Below are 23,707 nucleotides of genomic sequence, written 5' to 3'. Positions count from 1 at the left end.
GGGCCAGAAATTCTTCAAGATTGTGGCGGCCCCTTATAACCCGCTGGCGGCCCGATGGTTGCGTGACAGGTTAGTCACGGCGCGCGTCCGGACGGTTCAAGCGATCAGCCGTGACGCAAATTCGGGTAGCAGGCCCGCGTCACCCGCAAGGCGGAAATCGGCGCCGGCAAGCCCGCTGCGCAGCAGCCAGTCGTCGAATTCGGGTGCCCGTTTCAAGCCGAACAGGTCCCGGACATAGAGCGCATCGTGGAATGAGGTGGACTGATAGTTCAGCATCACGTCATCCGCGCCCGGGACCCCCATGATGAAAGTAACGCCGGCGGCCGCCAGCAGCGTCAGCAGATTGTCCATGTCGTCCTGATCGGCCTCGGCATGGTTGGTGTAGCAGACGTCGACGCCAAGCGGCAGGCCGAGCAGCTTGCCGCAGAAATGGTCCTCCAGCCCGGCGCGGATGATCTCCTTGCCGTCATACAGGTATTCCGGGCCGATAAAGCCGACCACGCTGTTGACCAGCAAGGGATCGAAGGCGCGCGCCACCGCATAGGCCCGCGCTTCCAGCGTCTGCTGATCGACATTGTGATGGGCGCCAGCCGACAGCGCCGAGCCCTGCCCCGTCTCGAAATACATCACATTGTCGCCGACGGTACCGCGGCGTAGCGATAACCCGGCCTGCCACGCCTCCCGCAACAGCGCCAGATCGACGCCAAAGCTGCGGTTGGCGGCCTCGGTCCCTGCAATCGACTGGAATACGAGATCGACGGGCGCGCCCTGCCCGATCAGCCCGAGCGTGGTGGTGACATGGGTGAGCACGCAGCCCTGGGTCGGGATCTGCAGCCGCGCGATGACGCCGTCGAGCAGGCGCACGAGTTCGCCGATCACGGCCGGATCGTCGCTCGCCGGGTTGATGCCGATACAGGCATCGCCCGATCCGAGCAGGATGCCGTCGAGGATCGAGGCGGTAATGCCCCTGGCGTCGTCAAAGGGATGGTTGGGCTGCAGGCGGACGCTCATCCGGCCCTTCAGGCCGATGGTGTTGCGAAACGCCGTCGTGACGGCGCATTTCTTCGCAACCAGGATCAGATCCTGGTTGCGCATCAATTTGGACACGGCGGCGGCCATTTCCGGCGTGATCCCGCGCGATATCTGCTTCAGCACCGCACCGGTCGCAGCGTCCGAGAGCAGCCAGTCGCGAAACCCGCCCACCGTCAGCGACGAGATGGCGGCAAAGCCTGCCGCATCGTGGCTATCGACGATCAGCCGGGTGACCTCGTCGTCCTCGTAAGGCACCACCGTCTCGCTTAGGAACTGCTTGAGCGGGACATTCGCGAGCGCCATCCGCGCCGCAATCATCTGCTGGGCGCTGTCGGCTGCGACGCCGGCCAGGCGATCGCCGGAACGCGGCGGCGTCGCCTTGGCAAGCAGGTCGCGCAAATCGTCGAAGACGTAAGAGGTGGCATCGATGGCTTGGCGATAGACCATGCTGATCTCCAGGCCCCTGCTCTCGCTCCACGCCTTGGCCGCCGCCCGGTGCTAGTTCAGTGTACCGTAATAGCGGCCGAAAAAGCTAATCTCATAAGCGATCGCGGCGAACACAAACAGCTTATGGAATCTCGGATTGCGCGTTATCGCGCCCACCACGCATAGCAGCACGAATGCGCCGATCCGCGGCAGATATTCAGGTCCCAGGGAACGTAGATGTTGCTCGCCCTTTATCAAGGTATCGACCACATCGAGCGCTTCCGTCAGGGCAATCAAGCCAAAGAACCAGCGGCGGCGGTCGAGAAAATAGTCCTGATAGCCCCGATAATCATCGAGATCCTGAGGAAAAAGCAGCGCGCTCAGGAAATAGTACATCGACGCGTACACGCAGATGAAGGCGTACAGGCCAAACGTCCAATGCTGCACGAAGCTCAGCCGAAACTCCCACCACCAGAACGTGACCACGTTCAGGAGCGCCCAGGCGACCCAGCCCAGATGAACAGACCAGATCGGGGTGCGGCCGGGATGCTGGATCAATGTCGCGACGCCGCTAATCAAGCGGGTGACGCTGAGCCCGAGAATGATGGCGACCAGCACGCGAACGTGAAGATAGAGATCGACATTGCCCGTCAGGTCGGCAGTTTGAGCCATAAGCCCTCGTCCTCAATCACACTCGAACCACACGGTGCAGCAGCGTCCCGCGCACAGGATGGTCCCAGACGATGGCTTCAGGGTTTGCGCGTTCGCCCGCCCGGGCAAGACGAGCTGTCTCCGTTCCGTCGCTGCGCTCGTTGTCTAGCTTGATTCGCGCTCCTGGTGCATGCGGCTCACCTTGCGTGAGAACTCATCTGCTCGCTCGAGGCAGGTGGCGCGCCCTCACTTCGGTTAGCCAGCCTGCCGCTGCGGATTGAGCGAGAGCCGCGAGTGGGCTGGCGGCAGCACGCGAACACATCGAAATTGCACCTCGTCCGTGAGTAACGCCTTGGTAAGAAATGCGCGCTCCGGTCGCAGTGTCGCAGCTGGCCGACCACCGCGATAACCATTTGAACTTCTTATGTAATAATTCCAAAAGTTGCAGCTCGGCGAAGCTCGCGCGTTAAGACATTGTCCATCAAAATTCTGCACAATTTATCGACGGCCGACGGTGCTCAACCGGCCCCATTTGGAGTGCCGCGATGACCCAATCCATAAAATCCCCTAGCTCTTTTCCTGGTAGATCCATGCTGTCCCGCCTTTCGCTTGCAGCCAAGCTGTACTCGATCTTCGCGTTGTTCGCGGTCCTCGTCGCCGCCATCACGGCCCTCTCCGACTACAACACCCGACAGAACAATGCCCTCACGGAGGCCGTCGCGACGGCAAGCCGGGCTGCGCTGAACGTCGAGCGGGTCAATTCGCTGGTCTATGCGGTGGTGATGGAATCGCGCGGTGTCTACATGTCGACGGAGCCCGCCGTCGTGAAGAGGTACGGCGACGGGCTGCTCAAATTCAACGAAAGCATTCTCGAAGTCGTGAGGAACTGGCAGGCGCTGGTACAGGCCGACGACGCCGAGCAATTCGCCACCTTCAAGAAGCGCATCGAACAATTCATCGACTTCCGCAAGGAACTGGTTCGGCGCGGCGTCGAAATCGGCGCCGCCGCTGGCCGCGAATGGGGCGACAATGACGCCAACCGCCAGGTGCGCTCGGCCCTGAACAAGGATCTCGAAGCGCTTTCCAAGGTCTATGCCGAGCGCAGCAAGAAGCTGGCGCAGCAGGCCGACGCCAACCATACGCTGGCCTTTGTGCTCACGGGTCTGGGCGTGCTGGCGATCATCGTGGTCGTGATCGGCGTGCTGATCATTTCCCGTTCGGTCGCGCGTCCGCTGTCCGTCATCACCGACACCATCAAGCGCGTCGCCGAGGGCGCCGAAGGCGTTGAGGTGCCCCACACCAATCGCGGCGACGAGATCGGTGCGCTGGCGCGCGCCATCAAGATTTTCCAGGAGGCGATGGATCGCAACCGCAACCTGAACTCGCAGGTGGTGGAGGATTCCAAGGCCCGCGAACAACGCGCCAGGCAGATCGAAGCCTCGGTAGACGCCTTCCGCGAAGCGATCGGCGGCGTATTGCGCGCCGTCACCGACAACGCGACGTCGATGCGCGGCACCGCCGAAACCATCGCCAGCGTGGCATCGGATGCCAGCGGACGCGCGGTTGCGGCGTCAGGCGCCACCGAGCAGGCTTCCAGCAACGTTTCCGCGGTCGCCAGCGCCGCCGAAGAACTGTCCGCTTCCGTCGAGGAGATCGGCCGCCAGGTTCGCCAGTCCGCCAGCGCGGTCGAACAGGCCGGCCTGCGCACGGAAAAATCCGTCACCGAGATCGAAGGGCTTGCCGCCGCAACGCAGCGCATCGACGGCGTGCTCAACCTGATCCAGGCGATCGCCGAGCAGACCAATCTGCTCGCGCTGAACGCGACGATCGAGGCCGCGCGCGCCGGTGACGCCGGCCGCGGCTTCGCCGTCGTCGCCCATGAGGTCAAGGCGCTGGCCGAGCAGACCGCCAAGGCGACCGCCGAGATCGGGCAGAACGTCGGCCTGATCCAGACCTCGACCAGGAACTCGGTCGATGCCGTCCGCGAAATCGGCAACGCGGTGCGCGAGATCAACGACGTGACGTCGGCGATCGCCGGCGCCATCGAGCAGCAGGATTTGGCGACCCGCGAAATCTCGCAGAACGCGCAACTGGCCGCGCAAGGCAACGGCACGCTGGTGGTCAATATCGGCTCGCTCAGCGACGCCATGGGCAAGACCAGCACCGCCGCGGCCTCGGTCCTTACAGCCTCCAGCGACCTGACGGCGACCGCGGAAACGCTGTCCCGCGAAGTCGAAACATTCTTCCGCAATCTGCGCGCCGACCCGGTCGACGATTTCAGGCGCACCGGCACCTAGAGCGGAATGAAGTTATCCTGAAGCCATATCGGCTTCCCAAATCGGCGGATATCTGATCCGCCAGGCCGGCAACGCCAAAGGGTATCAACCCCTCAACCATCCTTTTCACGTGTGCGCATTAACCATTTGTTAACCATACGCTTGCGATTGTCCCGGCACGGCCCCACCGAATTGGAGGAGAACACATGGCCCGGGAGAGCAGAGCCACCAGCAGGCAGCCAAACGCAATCCGTCGCCCTCACGTCTACAGCCTCGTTGTACCGCGGACGGAGGACCAGGGTGATTCGGACTTCAGCTTCGAACTCGAAGAGGTCCTGTCAGCCCCGTCAGTCCCGTCACCCACGGCCCTGCCGAAAGACGCCGATTCTCCAGACCATCTTCAAGCTCTTGAGCTGATCAGTGGCGCCGCCCAGGCCATGCAGATGGTGGAAAGCCACTCGCACAAAATCCAGGCCAAGGCGTTCGAACTGTTGCAGCATTCACGTTCGAAGCGAATTGAGGCTTCACAACAGATTGCCAGCCTCCAGGAAAGATTGATTGCAAGTGAGGCGAACGTAGAACAACTCACCAAACGACTGGCCGAAGCCGAAGCGCGCGCGAATACAGCCGAGCACTGGCTGCGTCGCTTCCACGACGCCATCAACACGGCCTTCGCAGACAAGCGCGCTTGCCAGCCAGACAAGGTGTCCTCAGCTGCCTAGTGCATGATCGGTTCTGATCGAATCAGAACCGACGCTCTGGTTTCTTGTTTTGAGCATTTTCTACCGCAGATAAGTCTACGCAATCTGCGTAAACTTGATTGCTATGCATAAGGCGACATCGCAACCAGCTCAGGTGACGGCGGGGCGCTAGTTGGAGACCTTAGCCAGAAGCGTCTGAGCCGTCCCACTGTACCAACTCTACGGTGATGCCCTCGGGACCCTCGAACAGCCGCAGCTTTCGGCTGATGTAGTCCATCTCGTCGCTCAGCACGGTTACGCCGTTGGCCACGAGGTGCGCGGTGGCCGCCTCAATGTCGTCGACGCGGAACGCGAGGTGATTGAAGCCCAGTTGTCGCAGATTCGTCGGGTGCGCACCCGGATCGGTCGCCGGGGGCGGGTCGAACTCAAGCAGCTGAATCTCGAAATGAGGATTTGCGCCTTCGAGTGCGAGGGTGATGTGCTGCGCTTTCATGCTCGGCATGCCCATGTACCGGGCGGGATCGCCACCGTCGATCGTCGCGACGTGACCCTTTTTGAAGCCAAGGAGCGCGAAGAACGCGATCGCCCGGTCGGCGTCTGCCACTGCGATCGTGATATGATCCGGATTGAGTATCATCTGATCACTCCCTGTCATCAACGCCGCGCACTCGGCCGCGCCGGCCGGCCCATTCTATCTTTGCATGGGGTTGTTTTCGAGATCTTGATTCCGGGCCGGCGACGTACCGCCCATAGCGCGTCGAAGGCGCGCGTGAACGCGCTGCTTACTCCACCGGCACCACGTCCACGGCGACCGCGAGCTTCTGCTTGCGCGAGCCCACGATGATGCCGTCGACCGGCGAGACGTCGGAGAAGTCGCGACCCATCGCAAGAATGATGTGGTCGTTCTCGACCAGGAGGTCGTTGGTCGGATCGAACCCGATCCAGCCGATCTCGGCGCCGCACCACACCGATACCCAGGCGTGGGTGGCATCCGCGCCCTGCAGGCGCGGCTTCCCCGCCGGCGGGTAGGTGCGCAAGTAGCCGCTGACATAGGCCGCCGGCAGCCCAAGGCCGCGAAGGCCTGCGATCATCACATGGGCAAAGTCCTGGCAGACGCCGTGCCGCTGCTCAAACACTTCCCGAAGCGGCGTCGAGATCACGGTGGCTTTTGGGTCGTATTTGAACTCGCGGCGGATGCGGTGCATCAGGTCGACCGCGCAGGCGAGAATGCCCTGCCCTTGCGGAAAGCTCGCCGCGGCGTAAGCCGTGACCGGCCCAAGCACCGGCACCAGCGAACTTGCAAAGACGTAGCCGACCGGCGAGGCGGGGCCGAGGCTCGAGGCCTCGAAGGCGACGTCGCGCACGCTTTCCCATGACGGGCTCGGCGCCGTGCGGCCGAGCGCCTGCCGCGATACCTGCACCCGCGACCTGGAATCGATCCGCAAGCTGCGATGCGCGGTTTCGATCAGCACGCTCTCGGTATGGGTTCCAAAAAAATCCCGCCGTATCGTGCGTTCCGCCGGCTTGGGGCGGATCTCGACCGAATGCGAGACCAGCTGCTGCCCGTCACCGCTGCGCGGTTCGAGCCGCAGCGAGCAGCGCGCAAAACTCACCGCGCTCTCATAGCTGTAGGTCGTGACGTGACGGATGTCGTAGATCACGCGAGGCCCGTCAGCTTCTCCGGCCGGCTCGCATTGGGTCCGTGCGGGAAGTAATGCAGGCCGATGGCGTCGGCGAGATTGAGCAGATCCTGCTCCAGCACGAACAGGGCTTTGACATCCAGCGCCGCGGCTTCCGCGGTCGTCAGCATCGCCTGCAGCGCCACGGCCAGACGCTGCGGCCGCTCGATCAAACCATGCTCCTTGAGGCTCGGAAGGCTCGCAATGTGCTCATTGAGCGCCGCCACCTGGAACGCGACCGAGCGCGGATTGTAGGGGTCGAGCACCGCCAGATCGCGCACCGGCGCCAGCGCCGGCCCGACCAGATAGCGCGAACGGTAGGTGATCTGGCAATCCACCAGCGTCAGCAGGACATCGAGGTCCTCGTCGCCGGCTTCGTCATAGGCGAACTGACGCGCAAACCGTGCGGTGTTGATGGCGCGCTCGGCGCGGCGGCCCATCTCGAGGAAGCGCCAACCGGCGGCGCGGTTCATGTTCTCCTGCGCGAGCCCGGCAAAGCTCGCGAGCTCCTGCAAGGACAATTCGGCGGCGCTGACGATGCCGTCATCATCGTCGGCCTCCACGGAAAGCCGTTCCACCATCTCGGTGATGACCTGCCAGGCGTCGGGCGAAAGCCGCTCCCGCAGCGAAGTTGCGGTGCGCTGCGCCGATCGCAGCAGCGACAGTGCCGAGCCGAACTTTTCCGCACTTTGCAGCGCCTCGGCGGCGACCTTGGCGGAATTGGCCCGGCTCGCCTGCGAGGTCGCGCCCCAGGTCACCAGAAGCCGCTGGATGCGCTCGACCGAATGCAGCGCCGTCGATGCGCCGGTCGGTGCGCCCTTGCCGGACTCGCGCGTCGGCGTGCCGAGCGCGCGGATCAGCCGCAGCGTCGCCTCGGCGCGTTCGAGATAGCGGCCGAGCCAGAACAGATTGTCTGCGGCACGGCTCGGCACCACGCCGGCGATGCGCCTGATCCGCACCGTGTCGGCCGCCGGCAGCAGCGTCGAAGCCGGGATCGCCTTGTCGGACACCACCCAGACGTCGGCCGACCGCGCCCCGTCGCCCATCGATACGGCACGGGCATCGGGCTCATCGGCGATCCGGCAGAAGCCGCCCGGGAGGATGGTCCAGCCGTTCGGGGTGGCGGCGGCAAACACCCGGAGCACGAACGGACGCGGCGTGATCCGGCCGTTCTCCCAGGTCGGCGTCGTCGACAGCCGCACCAACTCCTGGCCGACAAAGTCGATACCGCGATCGGAAATCGCAGACCTGAGCCGCTCGCGCTCGGTCGGCGACAACTCGCCCGCAAGCACGGGTCCGCTGCCCGGAAAGCCCGGCACGGCACGGCCATAGGCGCCCTCGATCGCAAAATCGTCGAGCCGCGACAGCACTTCCTCGCGCGCCGATTTCTGGCCGCACCACCAGGTCGCAATGTGCGGCATCAGCAAATCCTCGCTGAGCAGGCGACGGCACAGATTGGGCAGGAAGCCGAGCAGCGCGCGCGCCTCCAGCACGCCGGAGCCGGGCATGTTGGCGACCACGACGCCGCTCTTGCGCAGCACGTCGATCAGGCCGGGCACGCCAAGATGCGAGGACGCATCGAGCTCCAGCGGATCGAGGAAATTGGAATCGACCCGGCGCAGCAGCACATCGAGCCGCTTCAGGCCGGCGACGGTGCGAATATGGATGCGGTCGCCGCTGACGGCGAGATCATCGCCCTCGACCAGCAGGAAGCCGAGATAGCGCGCGATCGTCGCATGTTCGAAATAGGTTTCGTTGAAGGCGCCCGGCGTCAGCAATCCGATGCGCGGCTCGTCGCGGTCGGCGCTCGCGCGCAATGAATCGCGGAACGCCTCGAAGAACGGCGCGACGCGTTCGACATTCATCGACTTGTAGAGATTGGAAAAGGCGCGCGACAGCACCAGGCGGTTTTCCAGCGCATAGCCGGCGCCCGACGGCGCCTGCGTACGGTCACTGAGCACCCACCAGCGGCCATCGGGGCCGCGGCCGACATCGGCGGCGTAGAGATGCAGATAGCGTCCGCCCGGCGGTTTGACGCCGCAGACCGCGCGAAGATATTCGTTGCTGCCGGCGATCGCCGCTGCCGGCACGGCGCCGTCCGCAACCAGCCGGCCCTCGCCATAGAGGTCGCGCAATATCATCTCGAGCAATTGCGCGCGCTGGGCGATGCCCGTGGTCAATTGCCGCCAGTCGGTCTCGTCGATGATCAGCGGCAGATGGCTCAGCGGCCAGAGCCGGTCCGCGGTCTCGCCGGGCGCGCGATAGGTGACGCCGGCCTCCCGCAAATGGCGGTCGGCGGAGGCGAATCGGCGCTCGATGTCGGCGGGCGACAGCGCGGCAAAGGCGTCGAAAAACCGCGCCCATGCCGGCCGGGGCGCACCGTCCTGGCCGATATATTCATCGGGAATTCCGGGTAGCCGGGCGTAGTCACGGGTCCATTGCGCCATCCGGCGCTGGCCCGGACGGGCCTTGTTATCCTGACTGCCGGCTTGCCCCGCCATCCGACTCTCCGATCTCAGCACCTTTAGTGCCGGAGCGGCGTCCTCAAGTCGAGCGTCAAAGGAAATTCTATTGTGCGTTCCTCGGGCGGCAGATCGACCTTGCCCGGGGTGTGGCCGTGGTCCTGAAACCGGGCCAGCCGCCGCGCCTCGGCCTCGTAGGAATTGACCGGCTTGGTGTCATAACTGCGGCCACCGGGATGGGCGACATGGTAGACGCAGCCGCCGAGGGAGCGGCCATTCCAGGTATCAATTAAATCAAATGTCAGCGGCGCGTGCACCGGAATGGTCGGATGCAGCCCGGACGCCGGCTGCCAGGCCTTGAAACGGACGCCGGCGACCGCTTCGCCGGAGCGGCCGGTGGCCGTCATCGGCATCCGCCGGCCATTGCAGGTGACGACGTGGCGGCCTTCGACAAAGCCCGACGCCTTGATCTGCAACCGTTCCACCGACGAATCGACATAGCGCACGGTACCGCCGGCCGAGCCTTCTTCGCCGAGCACGTGCCACGGCTCCAGTGCCTGCCGCAGTTCCAGCGAAACGCCGCCGTGATGGACCCGGCCGAACACCGGAAAGCGAAACTCGAGCTGCGCCGAATACCATTCCGGCGAGAATTCGTAGCCGGAGTGCTTGAGTTCTTCGAGCACGCCCAAAAAGTCTTCCCAGAGAAAATGCGGCAGCATGAAGCGGTCATGCAGCGTGGTGCCCCAGCGCACGAAATTGCCCTGTTGCGGCTCGCGCCACATTTTTGCGATCAGCGCCCGGATCAAGAGTTGCTGCGCCAGCGACATGCGCGGATCGGGCGGCATTTCCAGCGCGCGGAACTCGACCAGTCCGAGACGGCCGGTCGGCCCGTCGGGCGAATAGAGCTTGTCGATGCAGATTTCGGCGCGATGGGTATTGCCTGTTATGTCGACCAGGATGTGCCGGAACAGGCGGTCGACCAGCCATAGCGGCGCCTCGATGCCCGGCGGCGGCACGTGGGCCAGCGCGATTTCAAGTTCATAGAGGCCGTCATGCCGCGCCTCGTCGATGCGCGGCGCCTGGCTGGTCGGGCCGATGAACATGCCCGAGAACAGATAGGACAGCGACGGATGACGCTGCCAGTACAGCACGAGACTCTTCAAGAGATCGGGCCGGCGCAGGAACGGTGAATCCTGCGGCGTGCTGCCGCCGACCACGACGTGGTTGCCGCCGCCGGTGCCGGTGTGGCGGCCGTCGACGAGGAAACGGTTGGCGCCGAGGCGCGTCTTGGCGGCGTCCTCGTAAAGGCCGAAGGTGATGTCGACCGCCTCGCGCCAGTTCTGCGCCGGCTGGATGTTGATTTCGATCACGCCGGGATCGGGCGTCACCTTGATGACTTCGACGCGCGGATCGTAAGGCGGCGAGTAGCCCTCGACATGGACCTGCAGCTGCAGCTCTTCGGCGGTCGCCTCCACCGCCGTGATCAGCTCCAGATAATCTTCCAGTTTCTCGACCGGCGGCATGAAGGCGCACAAAACGCCGTCGCGGATTTCGATCGACATCGCCGTGCGCACGGGCTCGAGTTTTGGCTTCTCCTTGGCCTTCGCGTCCTTGGCTTTGGTCCCCGTGTCGGAAGCTGCCAGTTCGTCGCGTGGCTCCATCGGATCCTGCTCGACGATGTAGGGATATTCTTCCGGCGGAATGTGTTCCAGCGAAGCGATCGGCAGCCGCAGGCCCAGCGGGGAATCGCCTGGAAACAGGAACAGATAGCCGCGCCGGATCTTCCAGCGTTCGCTGCGCCAGTGCCCGGGCGGGTGCTTGAAGGCCTCGTTCCAGCGCTGGATGGGCAGCACAAATCCCTTGGGCTTGTTGAGCCCGGAATCGAACACCCGCGCCATCCGTGAGCGCTCTTCCGGATCGGCCAATTTGGAGTCGGTCGGATCGACATTCGCCGGCAGCGCCGCTTCCTTCTGCAGCCAATGCGCAGTGTCTTCGAAGGCGGGCAGCACGTAGTCGGTCGTAAGTCCGAGCTTTTGTGCGACGCCTTCGGCAAAATGTTCGGCGTCGGCGATTTCGGCCTTGCGCGGATTTTCGATGTTCGCGATCAGTTCGGCGTTCTTCCAGATCGGCACGCCATCCTTGCGCCAATAGAGCCCGAACGCCCAGCGCGGCAGGCTCTCGCCCGGATACCATTTGCCCTGCCCGTAATGCAGCAGGCCGCCGGATGCAAAGCGCGCCCGCAACTTGCGGATCAGATCGTCGGCGAGCGCGCGCTTGGTCGGGCCGACGGCGGCGATATTCCATTCCGGCGATTCCAGATCGTCGACCGAAACAAAGGTCGGCTCGCCGCCCATCGTCAGCCGCACGTCGTCTTTCTTCAAATCGGCATCGACCGCTTCGCCTAGCCTGTCGAGGCGCGACCAGGATTCGTCCGAGAACGGCCGCGTGATCCGCGGTGCCTCGCGGATACGCTTGACGCTCATCTCGAAGCCGAACTCGACATTGGCAAAGCCGGCGCTGCCTGAAATCGGCGCCGCCGAGCGATAATGCGGCGTGGCGGCGACGGGAATGTGCCCCTCGCCCGTCAGCATGCCCGAGGTGACGTCGAAGCCGATCCAGCCCGCCCCCGGCAGATAAACCTCGGCCCAGGCGTGCAGGTCGGTGAAATCGCTCTCGACCTCGCGCGGGCCCTCGACCGGATCGATGTCGGGGCGGAGTTGAATGAGGTAGCCGGAGACAAAACGCGCCGCGAGCCCGAGATGCCTGAAGATCTGGATCAGGAGCCAGGCGGAGTCGCGGCACGAGCCGGAGCCAGCGGCAAGCGTCTCCTCCGGCGTCTGGATGCCCGGCTCCATGCGGATGACGTAACCGATTTTCTTCTGCAGCTGCGCGTTGAGGTCGACCAGGAAATTGACGGTGCTGTCGGCCTGGCGCGGGATGTCCTTCAGATAAGCGGCAAATAGCGGCCCCTCGTCCGATGTCGCCAGATATGGCGCCAGCTCGGTCTTGAGATCGTCGGTATATTGAAACGGCAAACTGGTGGCATAGGGCTCGACGAAGAAGTCAAACGGATTGACCACGGTCATCTGCGTCGAGAAATCGACCTCGATCTTCAGCTCGCTCGCCTTCTCCGGGAAAACGAATCGCGCCAGCCAGTTGCCTTGCGGATCCTGCTGCCAGTTCACGAAATGATTTGAAGGCGTGACCTTGAGCGAATAGCTCAGGACCGGCGTGCGCGTGTGCGGCGCCGGCCGCAGGCGTACGGTTTGAGGCCCGATGTCGATCGGTCGGTCGTATTTGTAGTGCGTAACGTGATGTAGTGCGACGAAGATCGACACGGACGGGCTACTCCAGCAGCTTTTTTAAGCAGAACACTGGTTCCGGCCGACATCAAGCACTAACAACGGGCACGGGGTGCCTATGAGGCGGGCGAAAGCACCGCCACCGTCATTGCGAGGAGCAAAGCGACGAAGCAATCCATGGTTCCGCATGCGGCGCTATGGATTGCTTCGCGGAGCCTGTCATCGGGCGCGCATTCGCGCGGCCCGGTGGCTCGCAATGACGTCAGAAGGTTGCAGCTTACCCTCGCATCACATCGTCGCGCCGATCACCCACGGCGCAAACTCCGCGCCGCCGAAATCAAAACTCTCGCTCTTGGTCGGCTGGCCCGATGCGGTTTTCAGCATCAGCTCGAAGATGCGCTGGCCGCATTCCTGCACGGTCTCCTGGCCGTCGAGGATGGTGCCGCAATTGACGTCCATGTCCTCCTCCATGCGGGTGTACATCAGCGTGTTGGTCGCAAGCTTGATCGAGGGCGCGGGCTTGCAGCCGAACACGCTGCCGCGGCCGGTGGTGAAGCAGACCAGGTTGGCGCCGCCCGCCACCTGCCCGGTCGCCGCGACCGGATCGTAGCCGGGCGTATCCATGAACACAAAACCCTTCTTGGTGACGGGCTCGGCATAGTTCAGCACGTCGACCAGATTGGTGGTGCCCGCCTTGGCCATCGCACCGAGTGATTTCTCAAGAATCGTGGTGAGGCCGCCGGCCTTGTTGCCGGGGCTCGGATTGGCGTTCATCTCGGCGCCTTCCCGCGCCGTGTATTCATCCCACCAGCGCATCAGGCCGACGAGTTTCTCGCCAACCTCACGGCTGACCGCGCGGCGCGTCAGCAGATGTTCGGCGCCGTAGGTCTCGGGCGTCTCCGACAGGATCACGGTGCCGCCATGGCGCACCAGAAGATCGCTCGCCGCTCCCAGCGCCGGATTGGCGGATACACCGGAATAGCCGTCGGAGCCGCCGCATTGCAGGGCCACGGTCAGTTCGCTCGCCGGTACCGGCTCGCGCTTCACCTTATTCGCGTCGATCAACGCCTCGCGCACAAAGGCGACGCCGGCTTCCACGGTCTTGCGGGTGCCGCCGACTTCCTGGATGTCCATCGCGCGCAGACGGCCCGCGAGCTTCTGCTCCTGCATCAAGCCGCCGATCTGGTTGACCTCGCAGCCAAGGCCGAGCACCACGACGGCCGAAAAATTCGCATGCCGCGCGTAACCGCCGAGCGTCCGCCGCAGCAGCGCCAGCGGCTCGTCCTGCGTCATGCCGCAGCCGGTCTTGTGGGTCAGCGCTACCACGCCGTCGACATTGGGGAAATCCGCGAGCGGATTGTCGCCGGTGAACGGGTTCTTCTTGAAGATGTCGGCGACCATGCCCGCGACATGCGCGCTGCAATTCACCGAGGTGAGGATGCCGATATAGTTGCGGGTCGCGACCCGCCCGTCGGAACGGCGAATGCCGTCGAAGGTCGCGGGCAGATCGAAATTCGGCGTCGGGGTAACGTCGACGCCGAACGCATAATCCTTGGCGAAATCGCCCATGCCGCAATTCTGGGTATGGACGTGCTGGCCCGGCGCGATGGGAATCGTCGCAAAGCCGATGATCTGGCCGTAGCGCCGCACCGGCTCGCCGGCCGCGATCGGCTTGATCGCCACCTTGTGGCCGGCGGGAATCCGCTCGACCGTGGTGACGCCGTCGGCCACCACCATGCCCGCCGGCAGGCTGGAGCGTGCAATCAGCACGCCATCATCGGGGTGCAAGCGGATCACGGGGGCTGGGGCCATGACAGGTCTCCTGGCTATCTCAAAACGATCGTGCCCCGGATGCTGGTGATCCGGGGCCCATGTCTTACCACAACAAATCGGTCCCGGCTCTGCGATGCACCGCTAAAGCAGCGCTGCACTGCGTCCGGAAGACCGGAGCTTACGCCTTGCCGGCTGAGTCCTTGCGGGTCTGGTTCACCTGCATCTTGGCGTAGGTCATCATCAGGCCGCTCTCGTTCGACAGCGTCACCAGCTTGAAGCCCATGTTGATCGCGCGGACGGCGCCTTCGGCGCCCGAGCAATGGATGCCGGCATGCAGACCGCGCTTGCCGCATTCCTTGATGATCTTCTCGTAGATCTTGAGGATTTCCGGCTCCTCGCGGTCGAGCTTCGGCACCAGGCCGTAGGAGAAGCCGAGATCGGAGGGTCCGATATAGACGCCGTTGATGCCCTCGACATCGAGGATCGCTTCCATGTTCTCGACCGCGGTCTTGGTCTCCATCATCGGCAGCAGCACGATCTCGTCATTTGCGGTCTGCTGATAGGTGCCGGCGGAACCGTACATGCCGGAGCGGATAGGGCCGTTCGAACGCGTGCCCTTCGGCGGATATTTCGCGTACTGAACCAGGTTCTTCGCTTCCTCCGGCGTGTTGATCATCGGGCAGATCACGCCATAGGCGCCGCCGTCGAGCACCTTGCCGATGATGCCGGGCTCGTTCCAGGGAACGCGGACCATCGGCGTCACCGGGTGACCGTTCATCGCCTGGAAACACTGCACCATCGACTGATAGTCCTGCACACCGTGCTGCATATCCACGGTGACGCTGTCGAAGCCGCATTGCGCGATCACTTCGGCCGAAAACCCTGACGGGATGGCCAGCCAGGCGTTGACGACGGCCTTGCCCGAAGCCCAGACTTTCTTGACGTTGTTTGTAGTCATTGATCGCGTTTCCTTTTGTGATCGTTGCAATCGGTGGATTTCACTGAACAGCCTGGCTCACGGCCCGCTGGATACTGACCTCGCTGACACCGACCTCGCGGGCGGTATTGACGATCGCTGCCCAGGTGTCATCCGGCAGCGGCACACCGTTGCTGGTGCGGTCGGCACGCATTTTCTTCTCGGGATCGCCGGGGATCAGCACGGCGTCAACGCCTGAGATCGGCTTGGTGTCCCGGATGAAGTCGACATAGCGCGAGATTTCGCCGTCGAAGAAATTGCTGGTGTCGATCACTTTGGGATCAACATAGATCGCGAGCATGCCGTTGGCAAATTGCCGGTCCGCCGAAGTAGCACCAGTGCCGGTCAATGCGCCGCCGAGCAGTTCGCAGATGAAGGCGAGCCCTGAGCCCTTGTGCTCGCCGAACGCGCGGATCGCGCCGGTGCCCTTGGTGTGATCGCGCGGGCCTTCCGCGCTGTGCGGCCCATAGAGCACCGCCGGGTCTTCATTCAGTGTGCCGTCGGCATCAACCAACGCACCCTCAGGCAATTTCTTGCCGCCGCGGCTCGCGACCAGCACCTTGCCTTCGGCGACGACCGAGGTCGCAAAATCGAGCACGATCGGATCCTGGCCCATTCGCGGAATGCCGACGCAATAGGGCGCGGTCGACAGCCGCTTTTCGACGCCGCCATAGGGCGCAACCAGCAGCGAGCCGGCGGCGTTGACGAAATGCACCGACACCATGCCTTCGGCCGCGGCCATTTCCGCCCAGTCGCCGACGCGGCCGATATGGCCGGCGTTGCGCAGCGCGATCGCGGCCAGCCCCGCCTTCTTGCATTTCTCGATGCCGATCCGCACCGCTTGCGGCGTCACGGTCTGTCCGTACCCGAACTTGCCATCGACGACCGCAAGCGAAGGCGTATCGACCACGATTTCGACGGTCTGATCGGGAACCACCCTTCCCGTTTTCTTCCAGCTGACATAGAGCGGCACCCGGATCACGCCGTGGCTGTCATGGCCGGTGAGATTGGCTGTTGTCAGGTAGGTCGCGATGCGCCTTGCTTCTTCGGCGGAGGATTCCGAACGGGAAAAGACCTCGGCAACGAAATCGATCAAATTGCTGACTTGGATCGTGACCATGTCTGGAGTTCAGCCTGTTCTTCGTCTTTCGGTCCAGCCGCATCATCCCGCGACGAAACCGCTAGCTCCCGCACCGGTTTTCACGACCAGCTTGGCTGCACTTTGAGCGAAAAATGGCGCGCGTGTCTATGGCCTCAGTCGCGCTCGGGCAATGATTGCAATCATTTGCCTGGCCGCTATGCGTGGCGCCGGTAGCATCATGCAAATTTGTGCTCACTCCTCGATCTCGCCGCTTTCCTCGCCTGCCACTTCCATGGCCACGAGGCTGCGTTCCAGCACGCCCAGCATGTCCTGCAATTCGGCAAGTTTGCGGGCACCATATCGGCTGGTGATTTCGGCGTAGATCGCTTCCGAGGTCGGTGCCACCGCCTCGATCAGTTTCAATCCCTTGGCTGATATCGACACCACGGCGCGGCGCAGATCGGCCTTGGCCGTACGGCGCTCGATCAACTGGCGCGCTTCGAGGTCGCGCAGGATGCGCGACAGGCTTGGTCCCAGTAGAAACGCGACACGCGCCAGCTCGGTTACTTCAATGGCATCCACGGTCGTGAGCGCGCGCAGGATCCGCCATTGCTGTTCGGTCAGGCCGTGATTGCGCAAGGAGGGCCGGAACTGCCGCATCACGGCTTCGCGAGCGCGCAGCAGCGACATCGGCAGCGAACGCGAAAAGTCGCGCATCGGCGCGCGCCGCACCGTCTCGGCCGTTTCCGTGCTGGATTCCGTCTGCGATTTCTTCCGTGCCATCCGCCAATCGTCCGCCATCAGTAATGCTGATCAAAGGGAATAAAGTTTTGCGGTGCAGCAAGCGCTAATTCGGTTTGATCGATTTCACTTAACATGTTAATCATCTGCCGGCACCATCTTTTTGCTGAGAGCAAATGGCCCTTTCCACCGACCAGATTCGCGCCGCCGCCGAGCGGCTGGACCATGCGGAAAAGACCCGCACGCAGATCCGGCAGATTTCGCTCGAGCACCCCGCCATCACCATCGCGGACGCCTATGCAATCCAGAAGGCGTGGGTCGAGATGAAGATCGCGCAGGGCCGCATTGTCAAAGGCCACAAGATCGGCCTGACCTCGAAGGCGATGCAGAGCGCGCTCAATATCAACGAGCCGGATTCCGGCATCCTGCTCGACGACATGTTCTTTGCCGATGGGGGTCTCGTGCCATCGGACCGGTTCATCGCGACCCGCGTCGAGGCCGAACTTGCGTTCGTGATGAAGACGCGGCTTTCGGGCCCCGACTGCACGATGTTCGACGTGCTCAACGCCACCGATTTTGTGGTGCCGGCGCTGGAAATTCTCGATACCCGCGTTGAACGCGTCGATCCGCAAACCAAAGCGACACGAAAGATCTTCGACACCATCGCCGACAACGCCGCCAATGCCGGCATCGTGCTCGGCGGCCGGCCGATCCGCCCGATGGACGCAGATCTGCGCTGGATCGGCGCGCTGTGCTTTCGCAACGGCCAGCTGGAAGAGACCGGGCTTGCCGCGGGCGTGCTCAACCATCCCGCAACCTCCGTGGCCTGGCTCGCCAACAAGATCGCGCCCAATGGATTGGCGCTGGAAGCGGGGCAAGTGGTGCTGGCGGGATCCTTCATTCGCCCGATCGAGACCCGCAAAGGCGACACGATCCAGGCCGACTATGGTCCCTACGGCTCGGTGAGCTGTTACTTCGCTTGATATGTTTGCGATAAACGCTGGAGTACCGACATGCCGCATTTCACGATCGAATACTCCGCCAATCTCGATGCGCGCGTCGATATGGGTGCGGTAGTGGAACTGGTGCGCAAGGCCGCGGTTGAAACCGGCATCTTTCCGCTCGGAGGCATCCGTGTCCGCGCGATCAGATGCGAGCACTACGCGATCGCCGACAACAGGCAAAATTACGGCTTCCTCGACATGGTGCTGCGACTCGGTGAAGGCCGCGATCTTGCCACGCGAAAGAAGGCCGGCGAGCACATTTTCAAGACGCTGTCCGCCCACCTCGATCCGGTGTTCAAGGAAACAAAATTCGCGTTGTCGTTCGACATGCAGATCAACGACAAGGAAACCAGTTGGAAGCGCAACAACATCCACGAAGCTTTGAAGGTGGAGACGGTCAATGGATAAGGTCACCCCGAAAGACGTCTTTCAGGCCAATCGCGACCGCGCAGCTCCCCTGCTCGCGAAACTGAAGGCCGAGGGCATCGGGCACATGATCGATGGCAAGGTGGTGCCGTCGACATCAGGGCAAACTTTCGAGACCAAATCGCCGGTCGATGGCGCGGTGCTGGCCTCCGTTGCGCGTGGCAGTCCTGATGATATCGACCGCGCCGCCACGGCGGCGTCGCAGGCGTTCAAATCCTGGCGCGACATGCCGGCGACGACGCGCAAGAAGCTGCTGCATCGCGTCGCCGACGCCATCGAAGACCGCGCCGACGATATCGCCGTGCTCGAATGCATCGATACCGGGCAGGCCCACCGCTTCATGGCCAAGGCGGCGATCCGCGCCGCGGAGAATTTCCGCTTCTTCGCCGATAAATGCGCGGAGGCTCGCGACGGGCTCAACACGCCGAGCGAGGAACACTGGAACATCTCGACCCGGGTGCCGATCGGTCCGGTCGGCGTGATCACGCCGTGGAACACACCGTTCATGCTGTCGACCTGGAAGATCGCGCCGGCGCTCGCCGCCGGCTGCACCGTCGTGCACAAGCCCGCGGAATGGTCGCCGGTGACGGCTGACCTCCTTGCAAAACTGGTAAAACAGGCCGGTGTGCCCGATGGCGTGCTCAACACTGTCCATGGCATCGGCGAAGAGGCCGGCAAGGCGCTGACCGAGCATCCCGCGATCAAGGCGATTGGGTTCGTCGGCGAGAGTTCGACGGGTTCGGCGATCATGGCGCAGGGCGCGCCGACGTTGAAGCGCGTGCATTTCGAGCTCGGCGGCAAGAACCCCGTGATCGTGTTCGACGACGCTGATCTGGACCGTGCGCTCGATGCGGTGGTCTTCATGATCTACTCGCTCAATGGCGAGCGCTGCACCTCGTCGAGCCGACTGCTGGTCCAGCAGGGCATCGCCGAAAGATTCATCGAAAAGCTGACGGCGCGGGTCAAGGCGCTGAAGGTCGGCCATCCCCTCGATCCCGTCACCGAAGTCGGCCCGCTGATCCACGAGCGGCATCTTGCAAAAGTCTGCAGCTATTTCGAGGTCGCACAGAAGGACGGCGCGACCATCGCGGTTGGCGGCAGACCGCATGACGGGCCCGGCGGCGGGCATTATGTCCAGCCGACGCTGGTCACAGGTGCGCATTCGAAGATGCGCGTCGCGCAGGAGGAAGTATTCGGCCCGTTCCTGACCGTGATTCCGTTCAAGGACGAGAGGGACGCGATCGAAATCGCCAATGGCGTACAATACGGCCTCACCGGCTACGTCTGGACCGGCGACATGGGCCGCGCGCTGCGCGTCGCGGATTCGCTGGAAGCCGGCATGATCTGGCTCAACTCCGAAAACGTCCGCCATCTGCCCACCCCGTTCGGCGGCATGAAATCGTCCGGCATCGGCCGCGACGGCGGCGATTATTCGTTCGACTTCTACATGGAAACCAAACACGTCTCGCTGGCGCGCGGGACGCACAAGATTCAGAGACTGGGGATTTAACAGTCATCGTCGTTCCGGGATGGTCCGAAGGACCGGACCCGGAACCTCGAGATTCCGGGTCTGGTGCTAGCGCACCATCCCGGAATGACGAAGCCAATCAGGGAAACGCCATGCCGGTACCTACACACATCTTCGATCCGCCGTTCAACATCATCCGCTCCAGCCACGCCGTACTCGACGTGACGGATTTGAACGCCAGCAGCGATTTTTACGAGAAGACCGTCGGCCTCCATGTCGAGGACCGCGACGACAAGGCGGTCTATTTGCGCGGCGCCGAAGAGCATCAGCATCACTCGCTGGTGCTGCGCAAGGCACAGGCGGCGGCGTGCAACCGGCTCGGCTTCAAGGTCGGCAATGACGGCGATCTCGACAAGGCCGCGAGCTTCTTCTCCGAGAACGGCATCACCTACGCCTTCGCCGAGCAGCCGTTCCAGGGCCGCACGCTGCACTTCACCGATCCTTTCGGCTTCCAGATCGAACTCTATGCGACAATGGAGAAGCGCCCGCACCTGCTGCGGCGCTACGACCTCTACAAGGGCTGCCATCCGCAGCGGCTCGATCACTTCAACGTCTTCGCCGCCGAAGTTCAAGGCACCGTCGATTTCTACGCCCGGCTGGGTTTCCGGCTGACCGAATATGGCGAGGAGGACGGCCCGAACGGACGCATCGCGGCAGCCTGGATGCACCGCAAGGGCAACGTGCACGATTTTGCCATCACCAACGGCAAGGGCCCTCGCCTGCACCATTTCGCTTACTGGGTGCCGACGGCGATGAACGTGCTGCATCTCTGCGACGTGATGGCTTCCAGCGGCTTCCTCAAGAATATCGAGCGCGGCCCCGGCCGCCACGGTATTTCGAATGCGTTTTTCCTTTACATCCGCGACCCCGACGGCCATCGGCTCGAACTCTACACCAGCGACTACTTTACCGGCGATCACGACCATGAGCCGCTGCGCTGGTCGCTCAGGGATCCGCGCCGGCAAACGCTGTGGGGCGCACCGGCGCCGCGCTCCTGGTTCGAGCAGGGCTCGCCGTTCACGGGGCAAGCCGTGCGCGAACCGGCATTCGTCGCCGACGTCACGATTGCGGATTAGGACACCCAGATGACCTCACCTCGCCTCGCCACCTATTCGATCGGCGGCGTCACCAAATACGGTGCCGTCACCGACACCGGCATCATCGATCTCTCCGCGCGCTTCGGACAAGAATATCCGACGCTGCGTGAAGCCATCGCCGCCGGCGCGCTGATGAAATTGGCCGAGGACGCCGCAAAGCGCTCACCGGATCATGCGCTCGACGCCATCGCTTGGCAGCCGCCGATCCCGGCGCCGGAAAAGATCATCTGCATCGGCGTGAACTACCCGGACCGCAACGCCGAATACAAGGACGGCCAGGACGCACCGAAATTCCCCAGCATGTTCATGCGCACGCCGCGCTCCTTTGTCGGCCACAACGCGCCGCTGGTGCGTCCGCGCGCGTCAGCGCAGCTCGATTACGAGGGCGAACTGGTGCTGGTGATCGGCAAGGCCGGCCGTCATATCAAGGAGGGCGACGCGCTGGATCACATCGCCGCCGTCACGCTGTGCAATGAAGGCACCATCCGCGACTGGGTGCGGCACGCCAAGTTCAATGTCACCCAGGGCAAGAACTTTGATTCCACCGGCAGCCTTGGCCCGTGGCTGGTTCCCTACACCAGTGAATCGCAGATCGCAGATGTCCGCCTGACCACAAAGGTCAACGGCGAGACGCGACAGGACGACCGCACCTCGCGGCTGATCTTCGGCTTCCGTTATCTCCTCAACTACATCTCGACCTTCACCACGCTGGTGCCCGGCGACGTCATCGTGACGGGAACGCCGACGGGGGCCGGCGCACGGTTCGATCCGCCGCGCTACCTCAAGCCCGGTGACGTTATCGAGGTCGAAGCCGAAGGCGTCGGCATGCTGCGCAACGGTGTGGCCGACGAGGCCTGAACAATCTCTGCAATGATGGAACAGTGACATGACTTCAACATCCGGCGGCGAAGCGATCGTCAACGGCCTCGTCGCGCACGCCGTCGATACCGTGTTCGGCCTGCCCGGCGCGCAGGTCTACGGGCTGTTCGACGCCTTCCATCAGGCACAGTTGAAAGTGATCGGCGCGCGGCACGAGCAGGCCTGCGGCTATATGGCCTTTGGCTATGCGCGCGCCAGCGGCAAGCCCGGCGTCTTTAGCGTGGTGCCCGGCCCCGGCGTGCTCAACGCCGGTGCGGCGCTGCTGACGGCGTTCGGTTGTAACGAGCCGGTGCTATGCCTGACCGGCCAGGTGCCGACGGCGTTTCTCGGCAAGGGCCGTGGCCATCTGCACGAGATGCCGGACCAGCTCGCAACGCTGCGCACCTTCGTCAAATGGGCTGATAGAATCGAATATCCGGACGACGCCCCGGCAAAGGTCTCGCGCGCATTCCAGGAAATGCTGTCGGGGCGCCGCGGTCCGGTGTCGCTGGAAATGCCCTGGGACGTGTTCACGCAGCGTGCGCAGGTGGCAAGCTCGACTCCGTTCGATCCCTTCCCGGCGCCGCAGCCTGACCCTGACCGCATCAAAGCGGCGGCGGCGCTGGTATCCGGCAGCAAGCGGCCGATGATCTTTGTCGGCAGCGGCGCGATCCATGCACGCGAGGAAATCCTCGAACTGGCCGAAATGATCGATGCGCCCGTGGTGGCGTTCCGCAGCGGCCGCGGCATCGTCTCCAATGCGCATGAACTCGGGCTGACGATGGCGGCGGCCTACAAATTGTGGCCGCAGACCGATTTGATGATCGGAATCGGGACGCGCATGGAATTGCCAGCTTCGGGATTCCGATGGCCGTTCCAGCCGGCCGGCCTGAAGTCGATCCGTATCGATATCGATCCGTCGGAAATGCGGCGGCTGACGCCGGACGCCGCCGTGGTCGCCGACGCCAAGGCCGGTACCGCCGATCTGGTCGCGGCGGTGAAAAAAGCCGGTTACAGCAGGACCAACGGACGGCGATCCGCGATCCGCGAAGCCACCGCTGCGGCACATCAGGAGATCCAGAAGGTACAGCCGCAGATGGCCTATCTGAACATCCTGCGCGAGGTGCTGCCGCCGAATGCCATCGTCACCGACGAACTGTCGCAGGTCGGCTTCGCCTCCTGGTACGGCTTTCCGATCTATGAGCCGCGTACCTTCATCACCTCGGGCTATCAGGGCACGCTCGGTTCGGGATTCCCGACCGCGCTCGGCGCCAAGGTCGCGCATCCGGACCGGCCGGTGGTCGCGATCACGGGCGACGGCGGCTTCATGTTCGGCGTGCAGGAACTGTCGACCGCCGTGCAGTTCAAGATCGGGGTGGTGACGCTGGTCTTCAACAACAACGCCTACGGCAATGTGCGCCGCGACCAGCGCGAACGCTTCGACGGCCGTGTGGTGGCGTCCGATCTGGTCAATCCGGATTTCGTCAAGCTCGCGGAATCCTTTGGTGTCGGTGCCGCGCGCGTCACCTCGCCGGATCATTTTCGTCCGGCGCTGGAAAAGGCGCTGGCCGATGGCGGGCCGTATGTGATTTCGGTGGAAGTGCCGACCGATTCGGAAGTCAGCCCGTGGACGTTCATTCATCCGGCGAAGCCGTGATTATCCTCATGGTGAGGAGGCGTTTCTTCGGCGCCGT

Annotated in this window: 18 protein-coding genes; 8 read left to right on the top strand and 10 right to left on the bottom strand. The window is 63.6% G+C overall.

The genetic code is table 11. The annotated features are described in order from the left end of the window. Window positions 1-96: 96 nt before the first annotated feature. Together JQ611_RS05260 and JQ611_RS05255 are read right to left on the bottom strand one after the other, a co-directional pair. Entirely contained in the window at window positions 97-1,479 is a 1,383-nt protein-coding gene (locus JQ611_RS05260) for an ethanolamine ammonia-lyase subunit EutB (RefSeq protein ID WP_212412624.1), read from the bottom strand. Between the two features lie 51 nt (window positions 1,480-1,530). Continuing rightward, window positions 1,531-2,130, bottom strand: a complete 600-nt coding sequence (locus JQ611_RS05255; protein ID WP_212464721.1) for a hypothetical protein — start codon at window positions 2,128-2,130, stop codon at window positions 1,531-1,533. Between the two features lie 569 nt (window positions 2,131-2,699). Between JQ611_RS05255 and JQ611_RS05250 the strand changes: the two genes are divergently transcribed. Further along, window positions 2,700-4,406 carry a methyl-accepting chemotaxis protein gene (locus JQ611_RS05250; protein ID WP_212265487.1) on the top strand — a complete coding sequence of 569 codons (1,707 nt, stop codon included), beginning with the start codon at window positions 2,700-2,702 and terminating at the stop codon, window positions 4,404-4,406. A gap of 185 nt (window positions 4,407-4,591) precedes the next feature. Then, window positions 4,592-5,107: a hypothetical protein gene (locus JQ611_RS05245; protein WP_212464720.1), complete on the top strand. Its 516-nt coding sequence runs from the start codon at window positions 4,592-4,594 to the stop codon at window positions 5,105-5,107. A 160-nt stretch (window positions 5,108-5,267) separates the two neighbouring features. Here the strand turns inward: JQ611_RS05245 and JQ611_RS05240 are convergent, their stop codons facing one another. The 8 genes from JQ611_RS05240 to hpaR form a co-directional block, all read right to left on the bottom strand. After that, window positions 5,268-5,723 (bottom strand): VOC family protein, encoded by a 456-nt coding sequence (locus tag JQ611_RS05240; RefSeq protein WP_212265489.1) that lies wholly within the window; start codon window positions 5,721-5,723, stop codon window positions 5,268-5,270. Between the two features lie 145 nt (window positions 5,724-5,868). Next, complete coding sequence (locus JQ611_RS05235) at window positions 5,869-6,747, bottom strand: transglutaminase family protein (protein WP_212464719.1); 879 nt, start codon at window positions 6,745-6,747, stop codon at window positions 5,869-5,871. Then, complete coding sequence (locus JQ611_RS05230) at window positions 6,744-9,266, bottom strand: circularly permuted type 2 ATP-grasp protein (RefSeq protein WP_249132930.1); 2,523 nt, start codon at window positions 9,264-9,266, stop codon at window positions 6,744-6,746. Before JQ611_RS05230 ends, JQ611_RS05235 begins: the two co-directional genes overlap by 4 nt. A gap of 23 nt (window positions 9,267-9,289) precedes the next feature. After that, window positions 9,290-12,565, bottom strand: coding sequence for a DUF2126 domain-containing protein (locus JQ611_RS05225; RefSeq protein ID WP_212464718.1), 3,276 nt, complete (start codon window positions 12,563-12,565; stop codon window positions 9,290-9,292). Between the two features lie 252 nt (window positions 12,566-12,817). Continuing rightward, entirely contained in the window at window positions 12,818-14,341 is a 1,524-nt protein-coding gene (locus JQ611_RS05220; protein WP_212464717.1) for a UxaA family hydrolase, read from the bottom strand. A 139-nt stretch (window positions 14,342-14,480) separates the two neighbouring features. Then, window positions 14,481-15,260, bottom strand: coding sequence for an HpcH/HpaI aldolase/citrate lyase family protein (locus JQ611_RS05215; protein WP_192737343.1), 780 nt, complete (start codon window positions 15,258-15,260; stop codon window positions 14,481-14,483). A 40-nt stretch (window positions 15,261-15,300) separates the two neighbouring features. Then, the gene (locus JQ611_RS05210; RefSeq protein WP_212464716.1) at window positions 15,301-16,398 is read right to left on the bottom strand and encodes a malate/lactate/ureidoglycolate dehydrogenase; all 1,098 of its coding nucleotides are present in this window, start codon (window positions 16,396-16,398) and stop codon (window positions 15,301-15,303) included. 213 nt (window positions 16,399-16,611) lie between these two features. Next, window positions 16,612-17,142, bottom strand: coding sequence for a homoprotocatechuate degradation operon regulator HpaR (hpaR, locus tag JQ611_RS05205; RefSeq protein WP_212265495.1), 531 nt, complete (start codon window positions 17,140-17,142; stop codon window positions 16,612-16,614). A 134-nt stretch (window positions 17,143-17,276) separates the two neighbouring features. On the opposite strand from hpaR, the gene hpaH reads away from it, so the two are divergent. From hpaH to JQ611_RS05175, 6 genes are all read left to right on the top strand, one after another. Continuing rightward, on the top strand, window positions 17,277-18,083 hold the full coding sequence (hpaH, locus tag JQ611_RS05200; RefSeq protein ID WP_212265496.1) for a 2-oxo-hept-4-ene-1,7-dioate hydratase: 807 nt from the start codon (window positions 17,277-17,279) through the stop codon (window positions 18,081-18,083). 30 nt (window positions 18,084-18,113) lie between these two features. After that, a complete protein-coding gene (locus JQ611_RS05195; protein WP_212412635.1) occupies window positions 18,114-18,512 on the top strand; it encodes a 5-carboxymethyl-2-hydroxymuconate Delta-isomerase in 399 nt (132 codons plus the stop codon). Then, a complete protein-coding gene (hpaE, locus tag JQ611_RS05190) occupies window positions 18,505-20,040 on the top strand; it encodes a 5-carboxymethyl-2-hydroxymuconate semialdehyde dehydrogenase (protein ID WP_212464715.1) in 1,536 nt (511 codons plus the stop codon). Before JQ611_RS05195 ends, hpaE begins: the two co-directional genes overlap by 8 nt. A 110-nt stretch (window positions 20,041-20,150) precedes the next feature. Further along, window positions 20,151-21,134, top strand: coding sequence for a 3,4-dihydroxyphenylacetate 2,3-dioxygenase (hpaD, locus tag JQ611_RS05185; RefSeq protein WP_212385730.1), 984 nt, complete (start codon window positions 20,151-20,153; stop codon window positions 21,132-21,134). A 9-nt stretch (window positions 21,135-21,143) separates the two neighbouring features. Further along, complete coding sequence (locus JQ611_RS05180) at window positions 21,144-22,013, top strand: fumarylacetoacetate hydrolase family protein (protein WP_212464714.1); 870 nt, start codon at window positions 21,144-21,146, stop codon at window positions 22,011-22,013. A 28-nt stretch (window positions 22,014-22,041) separates the two neighbouring features. Beyond that, entirely contained in the window at window positions 22,042-23,670 is a 1,629-nt protein-coding gene (locus JQ611_RS05175) for a thiamine pyrophosphate-dependent enzyme (RefSeq protein ID WP_212464713.1), read from the top strand. Window positions 23,671-23,707 lie beyond the last annotated feature (37 nt).

It is taken from the genome of Bradyrhizobium sp. AUGA SZCCT0182 (assembly GCF_018130185.1).
Lineage (GTDB): Bacteria > Pseudomonadota > Alphaproteobacteria > Rhizobiales > Xanthobacteraceae > Bradyrhizobium.
Note: the sequence above shows the minus strand (reverse complement) of the source record. Positions and strands in the feature narration are given on the sequence as shown.

Bases quoted from the DNA above. Each gene is read 5' to 3' on its own strand.
- JQ611_RS05260 (WP_212412624.1), bottom strand. From the start codon at position 1,479: ATGGTCTATCGCCAAGCCATCGATGCCACCTCTTACGTCTTCGACGAT.
- JQ611_RS05255 (WP_212464721.1), bottom strand. From the start codon at position 2,130: ATGGCTCAAACTGCCGACCTGACGGGCAATGTCGATCTCTATCTTCAC.
- JQ611_RS05250 (WP_212265487.1), top strand. From the start codon at position 2,700: ATGCTGTCCCGCCTTTCGCTTGCAGCCAAGCTGTACTCGATCTTCGCG.
- JQ611_RS05245 (WP_212464720.1), top strand. From the start codon at position 4,592: ATGGCCCGGGAGAGCAGAGCCACCAGCAGGCAGCCAAACGCAATCCGT.
- JQ611_RS05240 (WP_212265489.1), bottom strand. From the start codon at position 5,723: ATGATACTCAATCCGGATCATATCACGATCGCAGTGGCAGACGCCGAC.
- JQ611_RS05230 (WP_249132930.1), bottom strand. From the start codon at position 9,266: ATGGCGGGGCAAGCCGGCAGTCAGGATAACAAGGCCCGTCCGGGCCAG.
- JQ611_RS05220 (WP_212464717.1), bottom strand. From the start codon at position 14,341: ATGGCCCCAGCCCCCGTGATCCGCTTGCACCCCGATGATGGCGTGCTG.
- JQ611_RS05215 (WP_192737343.1), bottom strand. From the start codon at position 15,260: ATGACTACAAACAACGTCAAGAAAGTCTGGGCTTCGGGCAAGGCCGTC.
- JQ611_RS05210 (WP_212464716.1), bottom strand. From the start codon at position 16,398: ATGGTCACGATCCAAGTCAGCAATTTGATCGATTTCGTTGCCGAGGTC.
- hpaR (WP_212265495.1), bottom strand. From the start codon at position 17,142: ATGGCACGGAAGAAATCGCAGACGGAATCCAGCACGGAAACGGCCGAG.
- hpaH (WP_212265496.1), top strand. From the start codon at position 17,277: ATGGCCCTTTCCACCGACCAGATTCGCGCCGCCGCCGAGCGGCTGGAC.
- JQ611_RS05195 (WP_212412635.1), top strand. From the start codon at position 18,114: ATGCCGCATTTCACGATCGAATACTCCGCCAATCTCGATGCGCGCGTC.
- hpaE (WP_212464715.1), top strand. From the start codon at position 18,505: ATGGATAAGGTCACCCCGAAAGACGTCTTTCAGGCCAATCGCGACCGC.
- hpaD (WP_212385730.1), top strand. From the start codon at position 20,151: ATGCCGGTACCTACACACATCTTCGATCCGCCGTTCAACATCATCCGC.
- JQ611_RS05180 (WP_212464714.1), top strand. From the start codon at position 21,144: ATGACCTCACCTCGCCTCGCCACCTATTCGATCGGCGGCGTCACCAAA.
- JQ611_RS05175 (WP_212464713.1), top strand. From the start codon at position 22,042: ATGACTTCAACATCCGGCGGCGAAGCGATCGTCAACGGCCTCGTCGCG.